Source organism: Pontibacillus halophilus JSM 076056 = DSM 19796 (genome assembly GCF_000425205.1).
GTDB classification, from domain to species: Bacteria; Bacillota; Bacilli; order Bacillales; family BH030062; genus Pontibacillus_A; species Pontibacillus_A halophilus.
This window is the reverse complement of the sequence record NZ_AULI01000002.1, coordinates 169,100-188,063: the sequence shown is the minus strand read 5'-3', so window position 1 is coordinate 188,063 and position 18,964 is coordinate 169,100. Positions and strand designations below refer to the sequence as shown.

Here is an 18,964-nt window from a genome sequence, read left to right as displayed (position 1 = left end):
AGGCTAGCGGTTTCTAAACGAATTGCAGAGGGTGAATAGAGGGAGTGATCTAAATGAGAAAGGTGAGCAAAGAAAAGCGTAGGGAACAACGAGCAGGGTTCTTACTTGTCGCACCATCATTGGCATTAATTCTAGTAATTGCAATATGGCCGGTCATCCAGTCCTTTTATTTTAGTCTACATGATTACCAACTGAGTGATCCGACGAAATCAACGATTCATCACTCGTATACATTTGATTTAGAAAGATACTTAAATAATGAACCATTTATCTTATCAGCAATTGACCAACAACAAGATGTTCCGAACGAAGCTTTAGAATCGTTAACAGGAGTTAAACAACAATTGGTCGATTTGGATCAGCAGCTAAGAGATATTCCTGAAATAGAAGCAAACTATGAAACAATGAATGAAATGCTCATGAACTTTGAGGTTCCTAGTGATGAGATGAAATACATTACAATTAATCGAGAGTTTGGTCGTACATATGAAACGACCATTGAGGAAATCAATGAAGAAATGGACCTCTTAACAGAACATTATGAACTACAACAAGAAGACAAATTAACAGGTCTCACCGATGCCTTAACGGAGAGTATTATCGAGCCTAACTTTATTGGTTTATCACACTATGAGAATCAATTAACAAACATTAGAATGTGGCAAGCGTTGTGGAATACGATTGTCTTCACCGTTATTTCAGTAGGATTTGAGTTAGTTATTGGACTTGCCATCGCTTTATTAATCAATAAGGCCTTCTTTGGTAGAGGGATCGTACGAGCGTCTATCCTTATCCCTTGGGCAATCCCAACTGCGGTTTCAGCACTTATGTGGAAATATTTATATGATGGTCAGAATGGGATTGTAGCGAAATACTTCTCTGACATCGGTTTAATCGAACGGATGTCCACGTTACTTACAACAGATACAGGTGCTATGTTTGCTGTAATCTTCTCAGATGTATGGAAAACGACACCGTATATGGCGCTTCTATTATTAGCAGGCTTACAGACAATACCAAATGGGTTATACGAAGCTGCATCAATTGATGGGGCAAATAAATGGAGACAGTTCTGGCATATTACCTTGCCGCTGTTAAAATCTAGCTTACTAGTCGCGTTGCTATTTCGTACGTTAGATGCATTTCGTGTGTTCGATTTAATCTTTGTCCTTACGGGTGGAGGTCCTGCTAATTCGACTGAAACTATTTCGGTTATGGCCTATAAATTTATGTTCTCCCAAACGAATTTCGGAGAGGGCTCTGCTCTAGCTGTCATAGTCTTTATATGTGTCGCCATTATTTCTGCCATCTACATTAAGTTCCTAGGTTCTGATTTATTGACAGATGATGTGAAGAAATAGGAGGGAATTACAATGAAGCAAAAAGCAGGGATCAGCTTTTATATCTTTCTCGTCGTGTTCGTCTTTCTCATCATGTTTCCTTTCCTATGGGTCTTATTAAGTTCCGTAAAGCCTCTATCAGAATTATTCGGGGAAGAGGCATTCAATTGGTTTACAAGCAACCCAACGTTCGAAAGTTATGTATCCGTATTTGTAAACTATCCGTTTCTTAACTATTTATGGAACAGTTTCGTAGTAGCTTCTATTACGACGATATACACCGTTTTCGTTGCAGCATTTGCAGCATACGCCATTGCTCGACTCCAGTTTAGAGGGAAAGTGTTTATTTTAAGTCTTGTCTTATCGGTTTCGATGTTTCCACAAATCGCAACCATCTCGCCAATCTATATCTTCTTGAAGAATATAGGTTTAACGAACAGTTATTTGGGATTAATCGTTCCTTATACAACCTTCGCGTTACCGTTATCCATTTGGTTGCTCGTTGCTTTCTTTAGGAAGATTCCATTCGATTTAGAAGAATCAGCAAGAATGGATGGGGCTTCGATGATGCAGACGTATTACAAGATTATCTTGCCACTTGCCTTACCAGGAATCTTCACAACTTCCATCCTTGTCTTTATCGCAGCTTGGAATGAGTTCTTATTCGCATTAACCATCAATACTGCAGAGAGTCATAAGACGGTGCCAGTAGGCATTGGGATGTTTCAAGGGCAATATACCATCCCATGGGGAGAGATAACAGCGGCGACTGTTATCGTAACGGTACCATTGGTCATTATGGTTCTGATTTTCCAACGACGAATCGTATCCGGTCTAACTTCTGGTGCAGTTAAAGAGTAGGGTTTAAAGGATTAAATCGATCGAGATTTAATCCTTTCTCTTTGTTAAGAAACCTCATCTTTCGACAGAAAGGTGCTACCTTTCTTCCTTCTATGTTTCATCAGAAAGTCAATCATGCGTTTAATAACGTTGTCAATTAAAGGTCAAATTGGTTACGCAAGATGTAGGTAATTCCTTCTATATAAGGGTATGGGGTAACTTTAGAGTGAGCATCCTTAGATTCTTCTGTAGCATTTCTTACTAAATACCCGTGTTTGACAGCTGTTAACATCGTTAAATCATTCCCGCTATCTCCAAATGCAAAGCTATTCACATAGGGGATACGGTACTTCTGATTCACATAATTCACAATTGAATCTTTCCCAGTATGTAGCGGGATGAAATCGACATCATAAGCATCTTCTGGGTCGCCTGCAAGCGGGTTGCACCGATTGATATTGCAGTGGATTCCATGTCGCTTCGCTACCGATCGAATGATCATTAAACGCTCTTTGTCTAATTCATCATGTTCTTTGAAGTAATAGAAGTTCTTCTTGTAAGGAGATGAACCTAACTGAGTTTGTTCAGTCAGAACAATTTGTTGGTGTGCTAGTTCTCTCTTGATTTGTTCGATTAAGGAATCATCAAATGAAAAGTGTGCTAGCAATTCCTTAAAGCCCAGGTCCTCTTCTAATGTTCCGTCTTCTTTAACCCAATATAGCCTCGTTCCTAAATCACAACCAATGAAGTGGGGAGCGTAGCGATAGCCTCCTATTGAAAGCTTCTCAAGGACTGATTCCAAGCTACTTCCTGTAACGAGACCAAATAGGGCTCCTTGTGTTAAGGCTAACGTATGCATTGTCTCTTCGAAGGATTGTATAGAAGAGTAACAGCGCTCTTGTTTGTTATGAATGTAAAACGTTTCATCTAAATCTGAGAATATGCTGTAAGTTGGGGTAGGAGGAAAAGGGTACGGCCGTGCTTCAACAGTATTCAAGTGAATCTCTCCCATCATCTCTATTAAAGCTTCATGTACTAGCTTACTATATTGAACGCTGTCATCGTAGTCTATAAATGTATGCCCTGGCTACTTATACAAAAGGCTCTGTTAAAGTTTATTGTAGATATTTGAAATATTCCAACCCTCAGACGTTGGGGATGGAGCATTTAACTACCTTGAAACTGAGTCTTTAAGTAAAGGGCAGGTTAGTTGAAGACTCAGTTTCGAGATATTATGCCGGAAGTTCCAAACAATAGTTATCCTTCAGCATGTCAATCTGCTATTTGATATGGAGTAAGAAATGTAGAGATAAAAATGAGCTGTAACCTTGTACGAGTGATAATTGTGAGAACATAAGAATAATTTAATATTCTCGAACACCTTCTTTAATAAGAGGTGTTTTAGGCTGAGGCTGATACTCACGAAGAGCGCTCAATTGTTGAAGCTGAGATTAATGATATTATTCAGGTGGTAAAAGAGGTAAATCGATATTACAAGAAAATCTTGCTTTTGAGATCATAGTTCAATTATAAGGTAAGATAAGCTGCTGATTTGAAGGGAAAAGGTGAATTTCTGGAGTTTCTAAAGATTAAAAATGGTTGGGGGATATTGATTCCATAACATTTTTGAACATGAGTGGTATTTAACGAAGGTTTTCTGCGCAGCATTTAAAGGGCGGAGTTATACCTATACTTCTAGCCATCTAATAGACTTATCGTTGAATAAGTGTCAAAATTAATGTTAAAGTTATATGTCTATATGATTTCAACCTAAAATTTCTTTTTGGCTTATTCATGCTTAAATGTTGAAATAGCGTATTTTTGATTTTATATAATTTCATTTTAAATAATCAATTAGAATTTACCGTGTGAATAATTCATTGGGGTACATTCCCTATAAGGTAAGCTTAACCATTGTCATGAGAAAGGAAAGAGAAAAAAGATGACAGAGAAGAATAATAAGTTATTTTATTGTAACGTAGAGTTATCACTGGATATTATAGGCGGCAAATGGAAGCCACTTATCATTCACCATATAGGCGGTGCCGGTGTGATCAGATACGGTGAACTGAAAAGGAAGGTCCCGAATATCAATGAGAGGGTACTATCCCGGCAGCTGAGGGAACTGGAGGATGCCAGCATCATATGTCGAAAAGTGTATGATGAAGTGCCACCTAGAGTGGAGTACTCCCTGAAGGAGATGGGAGAGACATTGGTCCCCATTCTTAATGAATTAGGGTCATGGGGGATTGAGTACAATCAGAAATTCGATTATGGAGAAATCCATTTTGAAGATGAATATGATCAATGAGTAGAAAGAACCGTATTTGCCTATGCATACGGTTCTTTTTTTGTTTATAGAGGTTCCTGATGTGTTTAAAGTGGCTAGGCGATGTACTTGAATGTCTGTACGGATATTAATGTCAGTACTTGTTACCTACTTTTGTCGGTTATATACTGACCACGTAATAGAAAATTACAACCCATCAAGTAGAGAACGTGAAGAATTGGTGGGGACCCGGGTGGAGAGCGGATCTACTTGAAGTGGTTTTATGAATAATTTCTTACAAATTTTATCAATGAATAGGAGAGTAGGATAATGGAACTGATGAAAGCTTTGACAAATAGATACTCAACGAAGGAATTCGATAAGACGAAGAGCATTCCGGATGAGGATATAGAGAAAATCAAATCCTTACTGCAATTGGCACCATCATCGACGAATGTTCAGCCGTGGCATTTCATCGTCGCTTCAACGGAAGAAGGGAAGAAGCGCGTAGCGAGTGCTGCACAAGGGGATTTCAGCTTCAATGAACCGAAAATCCTGGATGCCTCAGCGGTCGTGGTCTTCGCTACCAAGACGGAGATCTCAGATGAATTCCTGTATCATATAGCGGATAAGGAAGACCGCGACGGACGCTTTGAGGAAGAGAAGTTCAAAGAGGGGACGCATGCTGCGAGGAAAATGTTCGTCGACCTGCACAAATACGACTTTAAGGATCTTCAGCATTGGTCTGAAAAACAGGTGTATCTGAACCTCGGAAGTTTCTTGCTCGGGGTATCGGATATGGGCATCGATGCAGTCCCGATGGAAGGATTGGATATGAAGGCACTGGATAAGGAGTTCGGCCTTCGCGAGAAAGGGTTCACTTCATGTGTGGTCGTAGGACTGGGGTATCGCGCTTCATCCGACTTCAATGCGACCCTGCCGAAATCACGCCTGGACCAATCCGAAATCATCGAGGTAGTGTAATCAAATCACTGAATAATAGGAGGAAATGAAAACGAATAAAAATATTATCTGGAGAATCGAAGGTAAAATCAAAGACGGACGCAGAGACGAATACGAAGCACTGATGGAAGAAATGGTAGCGGAAGTACAGAAAGAAAAAGGAACGACCAACTATGAGTGGACAATCGCACCAGACGGTGAAACGTTGCACGTATATGAGCGATATAAAGATGCGGATGCTGCGGTCGTACACCTTGGTACATGGGCGAAGTTCCAAGAAAGATGTATGGATGTCACCGACATTACGCAGTTGACGATTTTCAGCGAGCTGACACAAGAATTGGAAGAAGCGGTTGCAGCGAGGAATCCGCTCTACATGAAACCGATCGGTGGATTTGCTAAATAAATCAGTTAGTAGAGTATAGGTACAAGAACAGGGCAATCGTCTAATAGGTGATTGCCCTATCATCGTATTAGAGAATACATGTGGTGCCGAATGGGAATGGAACAATATGACGCGAACAAGATAACCTGTACCCGGGCGACAGATACACCGGGCATTCTGGAGGGAGAGCAATGAAAATTTTAATCACAGGTGCGACAGATGGTATCGGATTAGCAACGGCGAGGATGTTAGTGGACCAAGGTCATGAGGTAATGCTGCACGGCCGCAACGATAAGAAGCTGTCGGATATGGCAGCGGAGCTCGGTGTAGAAAATACGGAGCAGTACGTGGCGGATTTGTCGCAGATGGCGGAAGTGAATAAGTTGGCAAAAGAGGTAGCGGCTGAACACGACCGATTGGACGTCCTGATCAATAATGCCGGCGTGTACAGTTCGCCGGCATTGATAACCGGGGACGGTTTGGATATCCGGTTTGCAGTGAATACGGTTGCGCCTTACATGTTGACGAAAGCCTTGCTTCCATTGATGGACGAATCGAGCCGCGTCGTCAATCTGTCTTCAGCAGCTCAGCAACCCTTGGATGCGGAAGCTCTAACGGGTAAGGCGAAGCTCGAAGATGGGGAGGCATATGCGCAAAGTAAACTTGCCATCACGATGTGGACGTATGGGCTTTCCCAACATGTCGCACCGGTTGTCGTTGCGGTGAATCCGATGTCGTTGTTAGGTAGTAAAATGGTGAAAAACGCGTTCGGTCTGGACGGGAAAGATATCAATATCGGAGCGGAGATCCTGTGTCGTGCTGCCCTGTCGGATACGTTCCGGGATGCAACAGGGAAGTATTTCGATAATGATATCGGAGAGTTCGGCGATCCGCATCCGGATGCTCAGGACCGCGAGAAGTGTGCGGCACTCATCCAACAATTGGACGCCATCATTCAATAGTAAAAGAGGTCAGGAGCTTGTGAAGTTCACAAACGTCTGACCTTTTTCATGTCAAAGGAAATCAAAAAGCTTAGAATACCCTCCGGGTCATTGAGGGGGAATATCTTTTTTATGGTGAGGAATTGGATTCGATGAATTCTGAAGGTAACTCCTTGAAACTTCTAATCATCCAAGTTATGGTATGCGGATGTTGAAATTTTGGAAAGGGTGTATGAAATGAAACGTTGCTTTCATTGAGTATTTTTAAAAAGTTGTGGCCATCGCATGTATCTCAGAAGCTTGTATTACACGATGGGCATTATCATTCTGACCTTAGGTATTGCGTTGACAATCCAGTCAAAGTTAGGGGCTTCTCCATTTGACGCACTCTCTCATCGGATTATACCGTACGTATGGTCTATCGATTGGGAGTTGGGAAATCGTAGTGGGTTTTTCGATGAACGTATTCAACTCCATTGCTGAAAAACAATGTCCTTATTTTCCTTGCTTTTCAGAATAATTGTTGCAGATTGAAAAGGAGTTTGAAATAATTGGATTTAATTTGTCGTACATAAATATAGTCTTAAAAAGATCAAGGAGGAGCAACGGTTTGGAAATAGATTGGGTTGAAATATCAGAAGTTGATACAGAGCTGTTCGGTAAATTAATGGCCTTATACGAGCAAGCTTTTCCGGTTGAAGTTAGAGAGCCTGAAGAGATTTTTAAAATAAGTATGAAGCATGGTGAAAGGAATGATTTTAATAATTATAGGTTTCTAGTTGGCATGGAAGATGAACAAATCATTTCATTTGCCACAGGGCATTATTTTGCTGAAATCAACACTGGTTTTATCGTATACATTGTTACCAACCCATCGATAAGAAATCGCGGTCTAGGCTCTAAAACGTTAACCAAACTTGAAGAATTGCTTATTGAAGATGCTTTCAATGCTGATTTTAGTGGCCTGGATAGAATAGTGTTAGAAACAGAGACTAGAGAAATGGTTCACACAAATGAAGAAAAAGAGGCTTGTATTAAACGGAATAAGTTTTTTGAAAGAAACAAGTTTACCTTAACTAATATGATTGATTATAAGCAGCCTCCATTGCATAAAGGCGATATCTCAATTCCCTTGAACTTGTTTGAGAAAAAATATAAAGGTGGAGAGACAACAAAGGAAACGTTAGAAGAAATCATTATAGTTTTGTTCAAAGAGAAATACTACGACATAAATAAAATTGATAAGTCTGTTCTGATTAACTGTATAAGGGAAATGGGGGTGGAGAGTAGGTACATAAATTTCCATTGAAGAAACTATGGCAGCAGGAGCGTTGGTTTTATAGATATCTTGAAACCAAGTTTTCAACTAAAGGGGGCAATTTCTTAATTCATGGTTAATCACTGTTTTACTAACCGAGCAAGATAACTTATGATTAAAGTGCGCTTACAAGGGTTACTCCTATTTCCTGCATAAAAAATGAATTATTCGTCACTGGGTAACCCTACTAACAAATAAAACCTTGAAAGGCATTAAGCCAATCAAGGTTTAACTTTTATTTAGCTAATTATTGTGACTCAAAGTCATCATATGCATCACCTAGTGATTTAAAATCATCCCTTAACCAATACCAATGATGCCCCTTATTATCTATAAGCCTTTCTAGTAAATCTGTGAACGATGTTGCAATGATTTGTGACTCTCCGACAAGTCCGTGTCGGTCAAAGAAGCTATCATAACATTTTCCTAATCTATCTTTTTCAAGGTCAATCGTTAAATATTCATCCTTACCATCGTTGCATATAATATACCAATTTGATGAAATATCTTCCTTGCATAATTCTCCTACTATAATTGGGTTTGCCAATACAAATTTATCTGGAGATACAACATAAATGGGATAATCCTTATTCTCGAATAAAACTAAGCCCCCACAAAGACTATAAAACTCTTTTAAATCTTCAGGTAAAATATGCTTTGTTTCATCAATCTTCGGTAATCCAATTGGTTCGAAGACATAACAGTGGGATAGAGCCCCGATTTGTGAAATTAATTTTTTTATCTTTGACATTCCCTTCACTCCCTATAGTTATATCGATTAAAGGCATAGTAGTATTCTTGTCTAGCTGAATTAGGAACTTTCGCTGCATTAAACATTTTTTGAGTAAGTTCCTGAATCTCTTTTGGTGAGACAGATTGCCAATCAACTTTCCCTCCAACTTTTTTACCTGTTGTTTCATATAACCACTGTCTATAAACAGCCTTTGTAGCATCATGTTGTTCTTTTGTTAGTGCTACTGTAGGGGTATTCCCACCTCTACTTATATAGTTTGGAACATTATGTTTAGCCCATACATCCATAACACCATGATGATTTTCTAAAGGTGAATTACTAGGTCTATAGGGTACTACATCATTAGGTTTAACAGTTTTATCTATACCCTTATCAGACCCTCTACCATAGTCTACTCCATCTATCTGTCTACCACTATAATCTCCATCTCCTTTTACATAAGCATAGTTAAGATCAGCGCTCACATCACCTCGACCAAAATCAGTTCGAATGCCATCTCCAACAACTTCCCATCTTGGTCGAAGACTCTGAGACATTTCAGCAACTTGCTGTTTCGCCCAAGCGTTTGTTCTGGTTATTGGTCCTTTAATAACTTCATTATACACCTTATTTATGGAAGTTTTCATGTTCTCTGTACGAAGAAGATTACGAGTTCGAGTTAGGGCTACGCTCGCTCGGTCGGATATTGCTTTCATAGAAAGCATGTCTTTAAATGGTCGGCTGGTAAGTACTTGTAACATGTTTCGCTTACCGAGATCCATTGTCTTTCTCATGCCATCTGCCATAGCCTTTTGGAGAGCCGTTGTCTTCATCGCATTATATGGAATGTTAGTCGATTTCGCCTTACTTACTGCTTGAGTCGCTTTCCCTAATGCACCTAATTTACTGACTTTCCCAGCTCCGAAGCCGACGAAAGTTGTTGCAGTTGTTAGGGAACCATAGGTGAAGAATCGCGCTCGTGACTCGGCATCACCGTTTACAACATCATTAATCCAAGCCTGTTTAACCCCTTCTACAGCGTATTTTGCCACATCCGTAACGGATTCCCACGTCTCTCCAGGGTTGGACACTGCTTGATAGATATCCATAGCTAGTAACTCAGGATTCATATAATATTTGAAGAGCGTTTTCAGTACCCCAAACAAACCAGTAAGCATATCAACAAGGAAGTCCTTGATTCCCTCAAATATCCCCTTTATAACTCCCCAGAATCCACCCGAAGCACTTTCAACATTGCCCTCGGATTGTTTCTCCCCGACCATTTGATTTTGATTGTTCACTTGAATAGTCGCTTCTTGAACGACATTCTGAAGCGTCTCCACCCGACTCTTTTTTTTTTTTTTTGAATCAAGCGCGCTTATGTCTTTCGTTTGGCACTGGTCGAAGGATTGGAGTTTGGTGATTGTATCTTCTTTATCATTCCTAGCTTGGCCTACTTGCTCTATAAAGCGACTGTCGTCAATCTGAGGCGTCGAGACAATGTCCGAAACACGCTGCAACAGTTGGTTAGCTTCAGACGTTAAAGCCGAGGTCACTTGCTTGGTTTTGTCCAAACCTTGTTCAACATCTTGATTTAAATAGTCCTCTCGAATGTACCCGTTCGTTGAGGGCTCCATGTCATGCATTGCACGCTGCAATTGACGTAACTTCTCTTGATACTGATCCATAAATTCCTTGTACTCTGCCAGGAAAGTCAGATGGTACTCTTCATAGAAATACCGTATCGCATCTCCGCCTTCACCCGCAAAGGAGTCAGATAAACTAACCATCTCTTTAATAGATTTCTCTAACTGTTCCACTTCATTTCGTTGCAAACGCAAGCGTTGATGGATAGCTTGAACGCCTGACTCCAAAGACTCTGCATCATATACTTTCAATAGCCCCACCCCTATCTCCCCATTACCTATTCTAAGAATCTACGCATTTGTTCTCAATAGTAGTATATAGAAGAATTTACCATTGTTAAATGATAGGAAGCTAAAGAGGGGCTAAATACCACTAGAATTTGAGAATGACTCCCATGCCAGTTGAGTCATTTATTTTTTGGATCACACCAACCTACACCGTAAAAAAAAGAACCGACCGCCTGGGTTAGAGACGGTCGGTTCTTTACGTTTAGGCGTTTACAGCTTCTTTTTTGCCTTTCGCCGATACCAGCACGGTTTCCGCACCTTTATTAAACTCCTGATACTCCACGCAGTCTTTCTGCTTCATGCAGACCAATTTATCCCTGAAAAGCTGCTCGATCACGGGGCGGACCGCGTCATGGATGTATGCGGAAGTCTGTTTTTAAGTAATTTACCTATTAATGTTATGGTATTATGTGTTAAATGTGGTTATTTGTGGTATTGGAGCTGGACTAGTGAATGTGGATTGGAGGATAAGTATGAAGGGAAAATGGTTTCATGTACTTAACATTATCGTGCTGATTATTATATCAGTAGTTGGAGTGCTGGGTTGGTTCGGAAATGCGATGAGCCAGGTGACGTATCCTTCCATAAATTTCGCAATCGGGATGACGTTTGTGTGGTGGGGGATTTTTTATTGGATTCAGTATTCAAAAAAAGATACCGCATGGCGGACGGTTTGGTTCCTCATCTCCTTCGGTGCACTATTCTATTGGATGGCTGGAGGAGGCGCATCTCTTTATAACTTGTTCTTAGGCTGAAACAAAACTAACTATTATATATAATAGCACCATTATGCAACCACTATAAAAGAACATTCAATGGTAGCGAAGACGATGCACGCGTCTGACGTCCCTGATCTATTCTAAAAGGAGGAGGAAGCCAGGGTTTTTATCGGATTGCGAAAAGTAGCCATGGTTCATGAACCGTTCTAAATGCGAGTTACACCCCAAAGATCGATAGGATTTTACTGAACCCGTAGGACAAATCTGTGCTTATCGAGATAGTAGCAGCAATGGCATTTACATAAGTAAAATTTAAACCCACTTATTAAATATATATCGAATTCAAGTCTTCCTGTATAGGGGGCTTTAGTTGAATAAGCCAAGTATAAAACGAAGGATTTCCATGAAAATGGGAGTTCCTTTTTTTTGTAGTAATTTCAATTCTAAACTTCAACAGAGCCTGATCATTAGAAAAAACTGAAAATTAAAATATTTTCTTGACTTTCAGGACACTTGGTTATATGGTTAGTTACAAGACTAATGAACCAAGTAAGGAGTAGCGTATGGATCAGAATCTAACGGTCGATCAACCGATCTTTCAACAGATTGCCGAGAAGGTGAAGTCTGGGATTATGGAGGGTTCGATTCAAGAGAATGAAAGGATTCCTTCGACAAATGAGTTTGCAAGATTTTATCAAATCAACCCTGCGACAGCGGCAAAGGGCATCAATTTACTTGTTGATGAAGGGGTCATTTACAAGAAGCGGGGGATTGGCATGTTTGTAACAGAAGGGGCGAAGGATGTCATTATACAAAAGCGGCGGACGGACTTTTTTCACGACTACATCGTTCCATTGAAGGAAGAAGCCTCGAAGCTCGGCATTTCCATTCATGAATTGAAGCAGTTACTGGAGAAGGAGGATATTCGATGAACATACAGATCGAGGATTTGACGAAGATGTACGGGACGAAGGCTGCCCTGAACGGGGTGACCGTCACATTTGAAGAGAATAAGTTTTATGGTCTGCTTGGGAAAAATGGGGCCGGCAAGACAACGTTGATGCATACGATTGCAGGACACATCCTTCCATCAAGCGGCCACCTTACGATTGATGGGAAACATCCGTTCAACAACCGGGACATCTTGAAAGAAATCTGCCTCATCAACGAGAGCAGCAACTTCAAAAAGAGGTTGAAAGTGAAAGATGTATTGAAGATTGCCTCCCTCTTTTACCCGAACTGGTCGGAAGAGACGGCGGAATCGCTGCTGCAGAAGTTCCACTTGGAACGGAACTTGAGTACAAAAGGGTTGTCGAAAGGGATGGAATCGGCACTTGGGATCATCATCGGCCTCGCCAGTAGAACGAAGATCACTATCTTTGATGAACCGTACATCGGTCTTGATGCATCCGCGAGATACCTGTTCTATGATGTCCTTCTGGAAGAGTTCCAACAGCATCCAAGGACAATTATTCTCTCCACCCACTTGATTGATGAAGTGAGCCGGTTGTTTGAAGAGGTGATTGCGCTTAAAGACGGGGAAGTGATGATGCAGGAAACAGCGGAGCAGGTGATTGAGAACAGCCTGCAGGTGAGCGGAAAAGAAGAAGCTGTCAACCGTTTTGTAAAAGGAAAACGCGTCATAGATGAGAAAACCATTATGGGAATGAAGACAGCGGAACTTTACGGGGAGGGTCTCTCCCTGGAAGAAGCCAAGTCATCAGGGTTGGAAGCGGAAAGAATGACCTTACAAAACGTCATAGTTAAGTTGACGGAGGAAGAGGAGGAAAAGGTGTATGCGTAATGACATGAAAGCGACGCTTTATTATTTGATGCTGGATTACCGGTTTTCGTTTATCGTGTTCTGGTCCATCATGTGTGCGACACTCGTCGGATTTGTACTGATAGGATCCATCATACCTGACGTGACCATCTATATCTGGATCGCTGTCATTACGCTGATCTTCTCATCGATTTCAGGTTTCCATATGACAAGAGAAACCTTCTCGTTTTGTGTGAAGATGGGGCTCACAAGGAATCAGTATCTGCTTGGAGCCGGCCTGTTTACTTTGGTGCTGGCACTGGCAATGTCTGTGATGCACCTGCTCATACAATCCGTATACTCTTACCTGGTCCAACTGATCGGCCTGGATGGACTGACGCTTTACTCCATCTTCAATATAGTGAACATTTCTGAAACGTGGTACAACGAATTAGCCATCGTCGCCCTTTTGAACTTCATTTTCGTCAGCGTCGGTTTCTTGTTCGGCACCATTTTCTATCGCTTTGGTTTAATCGGCGGACTCAGTTCAGTCGCTGTCCTGCTCTTTCTTGTCATGGTTCCTGCCTTCCGTGATCTTATGGCAGACCTGCTCATTGCAAGTGAGGGCGGTCGTTCCTCCGTGCAGCTGCTTCCACTTACGCTTGCGGCTCTTGTGGCGTTCCTGCCAAACTGGGCGCTTTTGAGAAGGGCTTCCACGTTTACAGCGCGTACGCGTTAAGGGTTGTTACCAGACAAAGAGGATTGTTAATCATTGCCTGACCACACTCTTTATCACTGGAGAAGATTCAGGATCAGGCACCATTCATGTTGTATGTGGCTTTGAGAAGGAGGAGGAAATTGAGGAAAATATAAGAAAAACGACAGGAACTGAATGGGTGCTGACCATCATCATCTTCCTGTTCTCGGTAGGAAGTTCCCTTTACTTATTGTTGTTCTACAAACCTAATATGGAAAAATTATTTATTTCGCTTAGTTTAGGTTACAATCCGATTAGTTGTGATAAATGTGTGAAAGAACATAAAATTACAATTTCTTCGGGGTCTTTCCTTCTATATTTCTAGTGTTGCCAATTTGTATGTTTGGATTCTTAATTAACGTGAAATCCTATATCACATTAACCTACGCAAAAATAGTAATAATTCTTTATGTTGCAATCTTTATGTCATTACTTCCGTTTTTTGTGAATTCTCTATTATATAAACTAACAGATATCTTGATTTCAAGTCTTAAGCTAACGGGGCCTTATAATTTAATAGGTCCTGTAACAAATAGAACTTCCATATAACGGCCTTTTTTGTTCGTAATTTCAACACAAAACTACAACGCAGCAATAAAAACAGGGAGACCATGTTCAACAAGGTCTCCCTGTTCTTCTATCTAGTTAGTTCTCGTCATTCATCCATACTGCTCCGTCTTTGTACGTCATTTGTTCAGGGTACCGTAGGTCGATGACTTCTTCTTGGATTTCTTTAGATGGGGCCTTGGTTAACAACGACACCGTAACGTTGGCAGCGATGGCCGCGGCGGCTCCGAACACTCCAGCTCCCGTATCAATAATACCAAGTATCGTAAAGCCTCCGTACTTGGCTAAGAAGATATAGGTGAGCGTGACTGTCAATCCAGTAACCATACCTGCAATGACACCTGGACCATTAGACCGCTTCCACCATACTCCCAATAATAGTGCAGGGAAGAACGAACCGGAAGCAAGAGCAAAGGCCCATGCAACAATTTGAGTAATCGCACCTGGTGGGTTCAAGGCTGTCAATCCAGCAATGACGGTTGCGATTACAATTGACCAGCGTCCCACTGCCAAACGTTTCTTCTCGCTTGCATTAGGATTAATCGAGCGGTAGTAAATGTCATGGGAGAGAGCGGCTGAGATCGCAATCATTAGTCCACCGGCAGTAGACAACGCAGCTGCCATCGCACCTGCCGCCATTAACCCGATGACGAAGATTCCTAAGTTTGCAATTTCAGGTGTTGCCATTACAACAATATCATTGCTTATCACAAGTTCAGACCATTGAAGAATTCCATCATTGTTTCCATCTGCTATAGATAGTTTACCTGTATCAATCCATGCAGCCGTCCATGCTGGAAGGTCGTTGATGGCTTGTCCGGCAACATTTGTCATTAAGATAAACCGAGAGAAAGCAGCGTAGGCAGGGGCTGATAGATACAATAATCCGATGAATAACAATGCCCAAGCACCACTCCATCGTGCAGCTTTCATGGTTGAGACTGTATAGAAGCGAACGATGACGTGAGGGAGGCCTGCCGTACCTGCCATCAGTGTGAACATTAAAGCAATAAACTGCCATTTCGATCCTTCAGTAAATGGTACAAGGTATTCGGATATACCTAGTTCTTGATCTAACGTTTTAATCTCACTTATGACTTCCCCATAGGAGATCCAAGGTATTGGATTCTGTGTTAGTTGAAGCGCCATAAATATGACTGGGACTAAATAAGCGATAATTAAAATGACGTATTGAGCGACCTGGGTCCAGGTAATTCCCTTCATACCGCCAAATGCAGAATAAAAGGCAATGAGTACAACTCCAATTAAGGTACCAACCGCTGCATCCACTTCCAATAACCTTCCAATAACAATGCCAGAACCAGATAATTGACCGATTGAATAGGTGAAGCTGATGATGATTGTAGCAAGTGCCGCAATTAATCGAGCTGCGTTACTTTTATATCGATCTCCGATAAACTCTGGTACTGTATAGCGACCGTATTTACGAAGTTGGGCAGCTAGTAGGAATGTTAAGAGAAGATAACCGCCTGTCCATCCCATAATATAAGCTAATCCATCGTAACCAAGTAACATAACCGTCCCTGCAAGACCAATGAATGAAGCGGCACTCATCCAATCCGCTCCAATAGCCATCCCGTTAAAGATCGGTGGGACACCCCGGCCAGCCACATAAAAGTCTGATGTAGCTTTTGCCTTGTTATAGAAGGCAATTCCTATGTACAAAGCAAAAGTTGCAACAATCAGTGATAAAGAAACGAGGAACTGTGCATCCATTACTCTCTCTCCTTTCTAAATTTAGTGGTCTAGTGTCTTACCAGAACTAATGGCTTCATTTCGTTTCTCATCAATACCAAATCTCTTATCAATTCGGTCACTAACAATCGCGTTAATGAACAAAAGGAGTATAAACGTTAAGATAGCACCTTGAGCACCCATGTAATAGTGCAACGGTATTCCGTTAAATGTAATGGATGATAAAGGCTCGGCAAATAAGACGACACCGAACGAAACAACGAACCAAATAATCAAGTAAATGGTAATTGAAAGAGTTCTAGCCCGGAAATAGGCATCAGCCATTTTCTTATCCACTTTCTTCAAAGCGATTCCTCCTTTAAGTCTCATTAACCTGACAAGTTAAAGATAAATTGAACCGTCTCCCAAAAAGGGAGAGGGACGAGGGCAATCTTTATTATTCCTATTGTCAGCAAAGCCATAATAGGGACAGCAAAGAAAACGGGCTTTCGTTTGTTTAGTGCAAGTACGACTGAGATTACAGTTACAATGGCAAGCAACCCAACTGTATACACTGAGAATCACCTCCTCTTCATTTGAAAGCGTTACCATTTTAATAGATTAAATGATTGCAGAATTTTCTGTATATATACAGGTATACCGATTTTGGGAGTATCTGTCAAAACAAACCCTATTCAAAATGTTGACGAGAATCGTCTTCATTCATGCTTATTAGACAAAGAGTGTGCAAGATTACTCGCATTCTTAAGGAATAAACGCGCATAATGACCCAATCCGAGTTGTTAAATAATAGTTACTCTTAAAACTGAAAGGTATTCTAAGCAAGTGACAGTAGGTGTTAAATTTCTTAATGGTAACGTTCACCTTAAGTTTTTATCAGAATATTCAGTTTAAAAAGAAGGGAGTCGCCTGTATAATGATGGAAAGGCTTACATTATGCGTTGAGAGGGGTGCATGAGTTGAGTGGTATTTGGTTAGCGGTAGCTGGGATGATTGTGTTTACGTTTGGGTATCGATTGTATTCTAAGTTTCTAGCAGAGAAGATTTACAAGTTGGATGCTACATACGTCACGCCTGCTCACAAGCTACAAGATGGTGTTGATTACGTACCTACGAACAAATTTGTTCTATGGGGCCATCATTATACATCTGTAGCTGGAGCGGCTCCGATTGTTGGTCCAGCGATTGCTGTATATTGGGGGTGGCTGCCAGCGGTATTGTGGGTGTTACTTGGCACAGTGTTCGCAGCTGGTGTACATGACTTTGGAACACTCGTTGTTTCTGTACGTAATAAAGGTCAATCGATTGGCACAATTGCAGACAAGCTGATAGGGCAACGTGCTAAGATCTTGTTTTTATTTATTATTCTATTGCTTGTTCTTATGGTGAACGCAGTGTTTGCTTGGGTTATTGCGAATCTATTCATCTCGTTTCCAGCGAGTGTCTTATCCGTGTTCATCCAAATACCTTTAGCGATTTATATTGGTTATACCGTCTATAAGAAGAAGGGGAATATGTTGCTGCTGTCCGTTGTTGCCTTGGCTGTGATGTATGGAACAGCGGTGCTAGCAAGTTATGTTCCGTTTCTGCAAATCGATCTTGTCAGCTATTTCGGTGGAGAGGGCTCGAGTACGTTATTTGGAATGAGTGCAACCTCGATGGCATTTCTGATCTGGATTGCCATTCTAATGGTGTATGTCTATATTGCATCAACTCTACCTGTTTGGAAGCTACTACAACCGAGAGACTATATTAATTCTCACCAACTTGTTGTTGGTCTTTTAATCTTGTATTTGGGCCTAGTATTTACGAACCCTACCATTACGGCTCCTGTAACGAACGGGAACGCAGACATATCCTGGTTTCCTCTTCTATTCATTACGATAGCATGTGGCGCGATCTCAGGCTTCCATGGTCTCGTATCATCAGGAACTTCTTCCAAACAATTAAATAATGAGAAAGATGCCAGGTTTGTCGGTTATTTTGGTGCGGTTGGTGAAGGGACGCTAGCTCTAATTACAATCATTGCTGTGATTACGTTCTTTCCTACGGCAGGTGAATTCACTGCGACCTATAGCAGTTTCGCAAGTGCAAGCTCAAGTGGGTTAAACGTTTTTGTGCAAGGCGCATCCGTTCTAGCAGCCGGACTCGGGATTCCTGTACAAGTAGCCTCCACCATCGTTTCGATTATTATTGTAAGCTTTGCTGCAACTACACTTGATTCATCTGTCCGCCTCATGAGATACATCATTGCAGAACTTGGGTCGGAATATAATCTCTCTCCACTTACTAAGACACATGTAGCAACTACAGTTGCCGTTCTATCAAGTGCAGCCTTAACGCTGATCCCACAAGGTCCAAAAGGCTTCGGGTCTGGGGGGTACCTTCTATGGCCACTATTTGGTACATCTAACCAACTACTAGCAGGGATTAGTCTTCTCCTCATTTCTATCTGGCTTAAGAACCAAGGCAGAAACTATTTGCCAACCATTATTCCAATGGCATTCCTCATGTTTATGACCATGTGGGCGCTTATTAAACAAGTGGTGTTGGAATGGTCGGGGGTAGGAGCTCAAGATGCAAATTGGCTCTTGTTTATCTTCGGTGCCATCATTTTAATGTTCGCTCTCTGGATTACCTTCACTGCGATTTCTACGTTATCGAAGAAGACGCAACAACCATCTGATTTATCAGTTTAACTGAAGAGAAGCCGCATGATG

18 protein-coding genes and 2 pseudogenes are annotated in these 18,964 nt (G+C 41.3%); 13 read left to right on the top strand and 7 right to left on the bottom strand.

The genetic code is table 11. The features are described from left to right. The first annotated feature begins 53 nt into the window (after window positions 1-53). Both H513_RS0103340 and H513_RS0103335 read left to right on the top strand, forming a co-directional pair. Complete coding sequence (locus tag H513_RS0103340) at window positions 54-1,361, top strand: carbohydrate ABC transporter permease (RefSeq protein ID WP_026799444.1); 1,308 nt, start codon at window positions 54-56, stop codon at window positions 1,359-1,361. 12 nt (window positions 1,362-1,373) lie between these two features. Next, the gene (locus H513_RS0103335; RefSeq protein WP_026799443.1) at window positions 1,374-2,201 is read left to right on the top strand and encodes a carbohydrate ABC transporter permease; all 828 of its coding nucleotides are present in this window, start codon (window positions 1,374-1,376) and stop codon (window positions 2,199-2,201) included. 136 nt (window positions 2,202-2,337) lie between these two features. Here H513_RS0103335 and H513_RS0103330 read toward each other — a convergent pair whose 3' ends face one another. Next, window positions 2,338-3,177, bottom strand: a complete 840-nt coding sequence (locus tag H513_RS0103330) for an HAD-IIB family hydrolase (RefSeq protein WP_051239633.1) — start codon at window positions 3,175-3,177, stop codon at window positions 2,338-2,340. Window positions 3,178-4,122: 945 nt separating this feature from the next. Between H513_RS0103330 and H513_RS0103325 the strand changes: the two genes are divergently transcribed. The 6 genes from H513_RS0103325 (at window position 4,123) to H513_RS0103305 (ending at window position 8,047) form a co-directional block, all read left to right on the top strand. Beyond that, window positions 4,123-4,491: a winged helix-turn-helix transcriptional regulator gene (locus H513_RS0103325; protein ID WP_026799441.1), complete on the top strand. Its 369-nt coding sequence runs from the start codon at window positions 4,123-4,125 to the stop codon at window positions 4,489-4,491. A 288-nt stretch (window positions 4,492-4,779) separates the two neighbouring features. Further along, the gene (nfsB, locus tag H513_RS0103320; protein ID WP_026799440.1) at window positions 4,780-5,433 is read left to right on the top strand and encodes an oxygen-insensitive NAD(P)H nitroreductase; all 654 of its coding nucleotides are present in this window, start codon (window positions 4,780-4,782) and stop codon (window positions 5,431-5,433) included. A 25-nt stretch (window positions 5,434-5,458) separates the two neighbouring features. Continuing rightward, on the top strand, window positions 5,459-5,818 hold the full coding sequence (locus tag H513_RS0103315; protein ID WP_026799439.1) for a putative quinol monooxygenase: 360 nt from the start codon (window positions 5,459-5,461) through the stop codon (window positions 5,816-5,818). 170 nt (window positions 5,819-5,988) lie between these two features. Continuing rightward, window positions 5,989-6,759 carry an SDR family NAD(P)-dependent oxidoreductase gene (locus tag H513_RS0103310; protein ID WP_026799438.1) on the top strand — a complete coding sequence of 257 codons (771 nt, stop codon included), beginning with the start codon at window positions 5,989-5,991 and terminating at the stop codon, window positions 6,757-6,759. A gap of 291 nt (window positions 6,760-7,050) precedes the next feature. Further along, window positions 7,051-7,221: a hypothetical protein gene (locus tag H513_RS21775; RefSeq protein WP_407946610.1), complete on the top strand. Its 171-nt coding sequence runs from the start codon at window positions 7,051-7,053 to the stop codon at window positions 7,219-7,221. Window positions 7,222-7,348: 127 nt separating this feature from the next. Beyond that, window positions 7,349-8,047: a GNAT family N-acetyltransferase gene (locus tag H513_RS0103305; RefSeq protein WP_036769758.1), complete on the top strand. Its 699-nt coding sequence runs from the start codon at window positions 7,349-7,351 to the stop codon at window positions 8,045-8,047. A 256-nt stretch (window positions 8,048-8,303) separates the two neighbouring features. On the opposite strand, the gene H513_RS0103300 is transcribed toward H513_RS0103305, so the two are convergent. The 3 genes and pseudogenes from H513_RS0103300 to H513_RS22035 form a co-directional block, all read right to left on the bottom strand. Beyond that, entirely contained in the window at window positions 8,304-8,807 is a 504-nt protein-coding gene (locus H513_RS0103300; protein WP_026799436.1) for an SMI1/KNR4 family protein, read from the bottom strand. Window positions 8,808-8,812: 5 nt separating this feature from the next. Beyond that, window positions 8,813-9,181 (bottom strand): annotated as a pseudogene (locus H513_RS22040) (sugar-binding protein); the annotation flags it as partial. 936 nt (window positions 9,182-10,117) lie between these two features. Further along, window positions 10,118-10,696: pseudogene (locus H513_RS22035) on the bottom strand (T7SS effector LXG polymorphic toxin); the annotation flags it as partial. 500 nt (window positions 10,697-11,196) lie between these two features. On the opposite strand from H513_RS22035, the gene H513_RS0103285 reads away from it, so the two are divergent. The 4 genes from H513_RS0103285 to H513_RS0103270 all read left to right on the top strand — a co-directional run bounded on the left by H513_RS0103285 (window position 11,197) and on the right by H513_RS0103270 (window position 13,943). Continuing rightward, a complete protein-coding gene (locus H513_RS0103285; RefSeq protein WP_026799434.1) occupies window positions 11,197-11,478 on the top strand; it encodes a hypothetical protein in 282 nt (93 codons plus the stop codon). Window positions 11,479-12,005: 527 nt separating this feature from the next. Next, window positions 12,006-12,374, top strand: coding sequence for a GntR family transcriptional regulator (locus H513_RS0103280; protein ID WP_026799433.1), 369 nt, complete (start codon window positions 12,006-12,008; stop codon window positions 12,372-12,374). Then, complete coding sequence (locus H513_RS0103275) at window positions 12,371-13,246, top strand: ABC transporter ATP-binding protein (RefSeq protein WP_026799432.1); 876 nt, start codon at window positions 12,371-12,373, stop codon at window positions 13,244-13,246. The genes H513_RS0103280 and H513_RS0103275 overlap by 4 nt, the downstream gene beginning before the upstream one ends. After that, a complete protein-coding gene (locus tag H513_RS0103270) occupies window positions 13,239-13,943 on the top strand; it encodes a hypothetical protein (protein WP_026799431.1) in 705 nt (234 codons plus the stop codon). The genes H513_RS0103275 and H513_RS0103270 overlap by 8 nt, the downstream gene beginning before the upstream one ends. Before the next feature lie 663 nt (window positions 13,944-14,606). On the opposite strand, the gene H513_RS0103265 is transcribed toward H513_RS0103270, so the two are convergent. From H513_RS0103265 to H513_RS0103255, 3 genes are read right to left on the bottom strand one after another with little or no spacing between them, the layout of a single operon-like run. Continuing rightward, complete coding sequence (locus tag H513_RS0103265) at window positions 14,607-16,265, bottom strand: sodium:solute symporter family protein (RefSeq protein WP_026799430.1); 1,659 nt, start codon at window positions 16,263-16,265, stop codon at window positions 14,607-14,609. 21 nt (window positions 16,266-16,286) lie between these two features. Next, window positions 16,287-16,589, bottom strand: a complete 303-nt coding sequence (locus H513_RS0103260) for a DUF4212 domain-containing protein (protein ID WP_026799429.1) — start codon at window positions 16,587-16,589, stop codon at window positions 16,287-16,289. A gap of 23 nt (window positions 16,590-16,612) precedes the next feature. Further along, the gene (locus tag H513_RS0103255) at window positions 16,613-16,798 is read right to left on the bottom strand and encodes a hypothetical protein (protein ID WP_026799428.1); all 186 of its coding nucleotides are present in this window, start codon (window positions 16,796-16,798) and stop codon (window positions 16,613-16,615) included. Window positions 16,799-17,203: 405 nt separating this feature from the next. On the opposite strand from H513_RS0103255, the gene H513_RS0103250 reads away from it, so the two are divergent. Continuing rightward, on the top strand, window positions 17,204-18,943 hold the full coding sequence (locus tag H513_RS0103250) for a carbon starvation CstA family protein (protein WP_026799427.1): 1,740 nt from the start codon (window positions 17,204-17,206) through the stop codon (window positions 18,941-18,943). Window positions 18,944-18,964: the final 21 nt, after the last annotated feature.